General features: G+C 43.3%; 6 protein-coding genes. All 6 read left to right on the top strand.

The features are described from left to right. The first annotated feature begins 287 nt into the window (after nt 1-287). The 6 genes from ACM0OX_RS19555 (at nt 288) to ACM0OX_RS19530 (ending at nt 6,728) form a co-directional block, all read left to right on the top strand. Complete coding sequence (locus ACM0OX_RS19555; RefSeq protein ID WP_414516708.1) at nt 288-614, top strand: hypothetical protein; 327 nt, start codon at nt 288-290, stop codon at nt 612-614. A 460-nt stretch (nt 615-1,074) separates the two neighbouring features. Next, the gene (psbB, locus tag ACM0OX_RS19550; protein ID WP_414516707.1) at nt 1,075-2,604 is read left to right on the top strand and encodes a photosystem II chlorophyll-binding protein CP47; all 1,530 of its coding nucleotides are present in this window, start codon (nt 1,075-1,077) and stop codon (nt 2,602-2,604) included. A 111-nt stretch (nt 2,605-2,715) separates the two neighbouring features. After that, nucleotides 2,716-2,823: a photosystem II reaction center protein T gene (locus tag ACM0OX_RS19545; protein ID WP_084227385.1), complete on the top strand. Its 108-nt coding sequence runs from the start codon at nt 2,716-2,718 to the stop codon at nt 2,821-2,823. A gap of 294 nt (nt 2,824-3,117) precedes the next feature. Beyond that, nucleotides 3,118-4,251, top strand: coding sequence for a 30S ribosomal protein S1 (locus tag ACM0OX_RS19540; protein ID WP_414516706.1), 1,134 nt, complete (start codon nt 3,118-3,120; stop codon nt 4,249-4,251). A gap of 130 nt (nt 4,252-4,381) precedes the next feature. Continuing rightward, on the top strand, nt 4,382-5,116 hold the full coding sequence (locus tag ACM0OX_RS19535) for an HAD family hydrolase (protein ID WP_414516705.1): 735 nt from the start codon (nt 4,382-4,384) through the stop codon (nt 5,114-5,116). Nucleotides 5,117-5,597: 481 nt separating this feature from the next. Continuing rightward, nucleotides 5,598-6,728 (top strand): sensor domain-containing diguanylate cyclase, encoded by a 1,131-nt coding sequence (locus tag ACM0OX_RS19530; RefSeq protein WP_414516704.1) that lies wholly within the window; start codon nt 5,598-5,600, stop codon nt 6,726-6,728. Nucleotides 6,729-6,812 lie beyond the last annotated feature (84 nt).

Here is a 6,812-nt window from a genome sequence, read left to right as displayed (position 1 = left end):
TAGTACAAAAGCACTATATTTTAGCGATCGCCTGTGCCAGTTGCGTAAGTCCTGTTTGTCTTAAGTTCATAGTTACTGGAAAAATAGGTCTTGGTAAGGTTTCACCTTAGCCCAAGTAGTGTACGTTGAAAGTTTACCTGTTGCTGCTTGGGAATAGATACCGATAGAGCGGTTTATCGTCAAGATTGGCTGTATTGTCAAAAAGAAGAGTGTTTGAACATCAGCGACTAAAGCGATCGCGATATTGTTAACAGCAGATTGAAAGTCGAAATAGTGAGACTAAGACCGTGAAGTATTTCTTTCTATCTGAGGGATGGGCAGTTGCAAGAGTCTGGGCATCTGATGGACTCTGGCAAATAACTGCATGGCGACGCCAACCAGATATTCAGCGAATGAATATTTGTTTAGTCGAAGAAAATGAATTGCTCTGGCTTTATCGAGTTGAAGAAGCCGTTTTAACCGTGGAAGTGAAGCCAACAACACCAGCAATTGCCAGTCAACCCATCGGCCAAGTAGTACTCAAGCGTCTGATGAGCGCCGAACAGGTAATCGAACGCCTGGGTACAGCCGAGGCGAAGTGTCAACTGCAAAATATCCACTTGGTGGTTCAGTAGATAGTGGGTATGGGGCACAAGAGGCAGAGGTGCGGAGGGGCAGAGGGGATAACAACTTCTCTGCTCCCCTGCCTCCCCTGCTCCCTTGCTCCCCACTCCTCGTAAAGAAAAGATAAGCAAATTTCATCCCTGACGCGTATTGGTAGCGAAAAAACTTGGACATGCTACGCGATCGCATCAATTTACACGCTTGCAAACAATTCCATCAATAGTTACACTTTTTAAAACATTCTCATTTTTGCTTGGCGATGGCTACCCTAACATAGGTAAACCTCCCGAAGCGAGTAAGCATTGCCAAAGCACCCACGCTGTCTGACTTATTAAGACTAGCTGTGGTGATACTCTGGCTCTGGCAATAACAAAAAACAAGAGAGAGTTTTATGAGTGGCGATTTTCGTCTCTCATAACCTCAGTAAGAAAATTGCTTTGTAAACTAACTCATCGAGGAGGAGCGTAGTCGATGGGACTACCCTGGTACCGAGTACATACAGTCGTTCTGAATGATCCAGGGCGACTGATTTCTGTACACCTAATGCACACAGCCTTAGTAGCAGGCTGGGCTGGTTCGATGGCACTCTACGAACTAGCTGTTTTTGACCCTAGCGATGCAGTTCTCAATCCGATGTGGCGTCAAGGAATGTTCGTCTTGCCGTTCATGTCACGTTTGGGCGTCACTCAATCTTGGGGTGGTTGGAACGTTACTGGTGGGCCATCAACCGATCCTGGCTTCTGGTCATTTGAAGGCGTTGCTGCCGCTCATATTGTTCTTTCCGGTCTGCTATTTTTAGCCGCCGTATGGCACTGGGTTTACTGGGATTTGGAACTCTTTAGAGATCCCCGCACTGGTGAACCCGCTTTAGATTTGCCAAAAATGTTTGGCATTCACCTGTTTTTATCTGGTCTACTTTGTTTTGGATTTGGTGCTTTTCACGTCACCGGACTATTTGGGCCGGGGATATGGGTTTCTGACGCTTATGGTGTAACTGGTGCGGCCCAAGCAGTAGCACCAGAATGGGGCCCAGATGGTTTTAACCCCTATAACCCTGGTGGCATTGCGGCTCACCACATAGCCGCTGGTGTTGTTGGTATTATTGCAGGCTTATTCCACCTCACAGTTAGACCCCCCGAACGGCTCTATAAAGCCCTGCGGATGGGGAACATTGAAACAGTACTTTCTAGCAGTATTGCAGCAGTCTTTTTCGCTGCTTTCGTTGTTGCTGGTACTATGTGGTACGGTAACGCCGCAACACCCATCGAATTGTTTGGCCCTACCCGCTATCAATGGGATCAAGGCTACTTCCGTCAAGAAATTCAGCGCCGCGTCCAAACAGGCGTTGCTCAAGGTGAAACCCTCGATCAAGCTTGGTCGCAGATTCCTGAAAAATTGGCTTTCTACGATTACGTCGGTAATAGCCCCGCTAAAGGCGGTCTATTCCGTACAGGGCCAATGGTGAAGGGTGATGGCATTGCCCAATCTTGGCAAGGTCACGCCGTATTCAAAGATTCTGAAGGAAGAGAATTGACGGTACGTCGTCTCCCCAACTTCTTTGAAACCTTCCCAGTAATTTTGACTGATGCAGATGGAATTGTCCGCGCTGACATTCCCTTCCGTCGGGCAGAATCTAAGTATAGCTTCGAGCAGTCTGGTGTCACCGTTAGTTTCTACGGTGGCAATCTGAATGGTCAAACCTTTACAGAGCCAGCTGATGTGAAGAAGTACGCCCGAAAAGCTCAAGGCGGTGAAATCTTTGAATTTGACCGAGAAACCTTGAACTCTGATGGTGTATTCCGCACCAGTCCTAGAGGTTGGTTTACCTTTGGACACGCCGTATTTGCTCTGCTGTTCTTCTTTGGTCATCTCTGGCATGGCGCTCGGACAATCTACCGAGACGTATTTGCTGGTGTTGACGCCGATCTTGAAGAGCAAGTTGAGTGGGGTCTGTTCCAGAAAGTGGGTGACAAGTCAACCCGCCGGAAAGAAGCCCTTTAATTTCAGTGCTGAGTAAAGAAGTGCTGAGTTACGAGTTAAGGCTCTGACTCAGCACTTAGCACTCAGCATTAAAAACTTTAACTACTGGCTGGATAAAGAGGAAATCGTAATATGGAAAGCGTTGCGTACATCTTGATTTTTACTCTGTGTATAGGTACTCTCTTCTTTGCGATCGCATTTCGCGAACCCCCTCGCTTTGAGAAACCAAAAGATAAGTAGATCCTATCCACAGACTTTTAAGCGGATTTAATCTTAATATCCGTTGCTACTAAGTATGGTAGCAACGGATATTATTGTGTTCGTCCTTTGTTGGTTTTCACTACTAAGTAAATGACAAATCATTTTTATATTGTGATATAATTTCCAATCTTGGGAGTAGATATGTGTTAATGCTAGCTTTTCTGCGCTAGGATGAAAAAGGATGTTTTGTGTAAGCTGCCATAGTACTGCTTACATAACGCATCGCGCTTGTCGCACCACCTTTACGGAGACTAGAACCAGGAACAAATCAGCATGGTCAATCAGAATTTAACCGCTACAGAAATTGGATTCACTCACGAAGATTTCGCTGCTCTACTTGACAAATACGATTATCATTTTAGCCCTGGCGATGTTGTCCCAGGAACAGTTTTCAGTATAGAGCCGCGCGGCGCTCTGATTGACATTGGTGCTAAAACCGCAGCATATATTCCTATACAAGAAATGTCTATTAACCGGGTGGATAGCCCGGAAGAAGTATTACAGTCAAACGAAACGCGCGAATTTTTTATCCTTACCGATGAAAACGAAGATGGTCAATTAACCCTTTCCATTCGCCGTATTGAATATATGCGGGCTTGGGAACGTGTGCGGCAGTTACAAGCAGAAGATGCTACTGTCCGTTCTGGCGTATTTGCAACCAATCGCGGTGGAGCATTGGTACGAATTGAGGGATTACGTGGCTTTATCCCAGGTTCCCACATCAGTACCCGCAAACCTAAAGAAGAATTGGTAGGTGAGGATCTGCCGTTGAAATTCCTAGAGGTAGACGAAGAACGTAATCGCCTCGTTCTATCTCATCGTCGGGCGCTAGTTGAGCGTAAGATGAACCGCCTAGAAGTCGGCGAAGTAGTAATTGGTACTGTTCGTGGTATCAAACCCTACGGTGCTTTCATCGACATTGGCGGCGTCAGTGGTCTACTGCATATTTCAGAGATTTCTCACGAACATATTGATACACCCCATAGCGTGTTCAATGTCAATGATGAAGTGAAAGTTATGATCATTGACTTGGATGCAGAAAGGGGTCGCATTTCCCTATCTACCAAGCAGTTAGAACCCGAACCCGGCGACATGATTAAAAACCGGGATTTGGTCTACGATAAGGCAGAAGAAATGGCTGCTAAGTATCGCGAACAGCTATTAGCCAAGCAGCAAGGTGCTACTGCTGCGGCTGCACCTGCGGAAGTGATTGCAGACGAAGATATTCCACCAGCAACAGAGCTTGATGAAGATATTCCACCAGCAGCAGAACTTGAAGAAGATATTCCAGTAGTTGCGGCAATTGAAACAGAGATTCCAGCAGCGACGGAAACTGAAGAAGAAATTCCAGCAGCGACGGAAACTGAAGAGGAAATTCCACCAGTTCCAGCAGCTATTGAAGAGTAATGAATTTTTTATAGTTTTACTTGTTTTTAAGTAAGAGTATTAAATCATTTTATAAAGAGGGTTTTTCCCTCTTTTTTTATGTGGAGAATCAGTAAAGTGAAGAGTTGGGAGTAGTTAGAAGTTAAATATTATGGCAACCATTAAATGTAGAAATATCACTTTTGATAATATCCAGGCAATTTTGTTTGACAAAAACGGTACTCTAGAAGATTCAGAAACGTATTTGCGATCGCTAGCACAAAAAGCAACGAGGTTAATAGATGCTCAAATCCCTGGAACTGGGGAACCCCTATTAATGGCATTTGGCATCAATGGCAATTTTCTAGATCCCGCAGGTTTAATATCAGTAGCAAGCCGCCGTGAAACAGAAGTTGCGGCTGCGGCATATATTGCCGAAACTGGAAGAGGATGGTTTGAGTGCTTAAAAATAGCCCGTCAAGCTTTGGATGAAGCGGAAAAATACATTGGACAAACTCCTTCACCACTGTTTGTAGGTAGCCTAGAAATTTTGAAATACCTGCGGGATGGTGGTCTAAAACTTGGTATTCTCTCAGCTGCGACAACTGAAGAAGTACGTAATTTTGTAGCCAATCACCAGTTAAGTGATTATATCCAGTTAGAAATGGGCGTAGATGAAGGGCCAAGTAAACCAGATCCGGTGCTATTTTTGCAAGCTTGTCAAGCTTTGGGAGTTGAACCAAACGCTACATTGATGGTGGGTGATTCAGTTGGTGATATGCAAATGGCGCGTAATGCTAAAGCCGCAGGTTGTATTGGTATCACTTGGGTAGGTAAGTCAGATAATGTCCGAGGTGCAGATGTAGTGATTAATCAACTTGATGAAATCCAAATTTTAGAGGATTAATTTAATGTGAGTTCGATGAACTCAAAAAAAACGGCAGTTGGGGCGTTTTCTGCCACATTAGTTTTCAGATGGCATAGAAATCATTTATGTCGCAGAATTTCTGTGTCAAATCAATCAAGATATCTAAGTGTCCATCTATACATGAGAAGAATCTTTCTATTTGATTCGCAAAAATCATTTTAATTTAACATATCAAGATATTTTTGCATCTTTCTTTAGATAGATTGTTAAATAAATCCGTAATATCTCTAATAGAATAAAATAGGAAATTTTTTAGAATCAGGGTAAAGGCATTTAAATTCTGTAATCCATGCCCAGCAAGGGTGAAAAATTTAGTCCCAAAAAGAAATAATGCTTAAACCTTTTGCCCAGTAAGCATTATAAAAATAAGATGCGTTTGCCTTGTCTTTGAGAATGAAGACATTGCGATCGCGATCGCAGCCTCAACTAATTTTTGATCGTTTTTTATTGGTAGAAGCGCATGAATTTTCAAAGCTCTGCTTCACCTGTCATCATTTCTGATTCTAATGATGTCAAAGCTGAAATGTCTTATGTTCAGGGGATGGAACATTTAATTGAGGTTGTTCAAGCATTGTCACTAGCACGGACGCTAGAGCAAATTATGGAGATTGTGCGAAAGTCTGCGCGTGAGTTGACTGGGGCAGATGGGGCTAGTTTTGTTCTACGAGATGGAGATCAATGTTATTACGCAGATGAAGATGCGATCGCTCCCTTATGGAAAGGGCAGCGCTTCCCGATGAGTATTTGCATTGGTGGGCATACAATGCGAAACCGTCAACCCGTTGTGATTAGCGATATTTATGGAGATGAACGAATTCCATTTGCAGCTTACCAACCAACTTTTGTCAAAAGCTTGGCAATGGTGCCGATCCGAATGTGTAACCCCATCGGTGCAATTGGAACATATTGGGCAACCTTACATCAGCCAACGGAAGAAAAAGTAAAACTATTACAGGCATTGGCAGACACAACGGCTGTCGCAATGGAAAACGTGCAGATTTATAATGAATTAGAACAAAGAGTCTACAATCGAACTGCTGCACTAGAAAAAGAAATAGAGGGGCATCAAAAAGTTGAGGCAGAAGTTAGGCGCTTATCTCTAACGGATGAATTAACCGGGGTATACAATCGACGAGGCTTTTTTCTATTTGCAGATCAGCAGTTAAAACTAGCCCATCAGCTACAAAAGCCCTGTTGTCTCTTATTTATAGATATAGATGGATTGAAGCAAATCAATGATACCTTTGGGCATGAAGTTGGAGATCGGGTAATAGTAGACGCCGCAGACTTGCTAAGTCAAACCTATCGAGATTCTGACATCGTTGCCCGATGGGGAGGCGATGAATTTGTTGTATTCATTCCGAAATGTTCAGATCATACGAATACAATTAGTGTTCGTCTACAAAGTAAGATTGATTTATTTAATCAGAATCGAGATAGAAGTTATCGTCTATCAATGAGTATTGGAGTTCAAGACTGCGTTATCAATGAAGATGTTTCATTGGAAAAACTCATATTACAGGCAGATGAGTTGATGTACCAGCAAAAACGTGCCAAGCGAAGTTCTAGCAATAACAACAGCAGCTTTTAATCTTTTAGAAACCATATCTAATGTTAATACTCAGCTTTTTTTTCTCTTTTTTCATTCCCGATCGTCTACTGTTTTGACCTGATT

The sequence above is a fragment of the Nostoc sp. PCC 9305 genome, assembly GCF_963920915.1.
Lineage (GTDB): Bacteria > Cyanobacteriota > Cyanobacteriia > Cyanobacteriales > Nostocaceae > Nostoc.
Note: the sequence above shows the minus strand (reverse complement) of the source record. Positions and strands in the feature narration are given on the sequence as shown.

Coding starts and splice junctions, on each gene's coding strand:
- psbB (WP_414516707.1), top strand. CDS start 1,075: ATGGGACTACCCTGGTACCGAGTACATACAGTCGTTCTGAATGATCCA.
- ACM0OX_RS19545 (WP_084227385.1), top strand. CDS start 2,716: ATGGAAAGCGTTGCGTACATCTTGATTTTTACTCTGTGTATAGGTACT.
- ACM0OX_RS19540 (WP_414516706.1), top strand. CDS start 3,118: ATGGTCAATCAGAATTTAACCGCTACAGAAATTGGATTCACTCACGAA.
- ACM0OX_RS19535 (WP_414516705.1), top strand. CDS start 4,382: ATGGCAACCATTAAATGTAGAAATATCACTTTTGATAATATCCAGGCA.
- ACM0OX_RS19530 (WP_414516704.1), top strand. CDS start 5,598: ATGAATTTTCAAAGCTCTGCTTCACCTGTCATCATTTCTGATTCTAAT.